The organism is Variovorax sp. KBW07 (assembly GCF_003852515.1).
GTDB lineage: Bacteria > Pseudomonadota > Gammaproteobacteria > Burkholderiales > Burkholderiaceae_C > Variovorax.
Genome location: NZ_QAJK01000274.1, coordinates 1 through 367, shown reverse-complemented (window position 1 = coordinate 367; position 367 = coordinate 1). Strand labels below are relative to the sequence as shown.

The window sequence follows — 367 nt, the reverse complement described above, 5'->3', positions numbered from 1 at the left end:
GGCGAGTCAATGGAATCAGGCATCAAACGCACGCAGCGGGACTACGCGCTGGCTTTTAAGCTGTCGGTGTTCGATCAGGTAGAAAAAGGCGAGCTGACCTACAAGCAGGCGCAGGAGCGCTACGGCATCCAAGGGCGCTCGACCGTTCTGGTGTGGCTGCGCAAGCATGGTCGCCAGAGCTGGGGTTCGGCATCATCTCGGCTTCCCATGCCCATAACAACCAAAAAATCCTCCCCCGCGCCTGCGGCGCCGCTGACCCCTGAGCAGCAGATCAAGGCCTTGGAAGTGCAGCTTCGAGAGGCCAACGAGAAGGCCCGGTTGTTCGAGGCGGTGATCGATGTCCTGGAGAAGGACTACGGGGTGCGTG

At 60.8% G+C, this 367-nt stretch carries 1 pseudogene; it reads left to right on the top strand.

Annotated elements, in window-relative coordinates:
• Positions 1–9: 9 nt before the first annotated feature.
• Positions 10–367: pseudogene (locus DBV14_RS33150) on the top strand (IS3 family transposase); the annotation flags it as partial.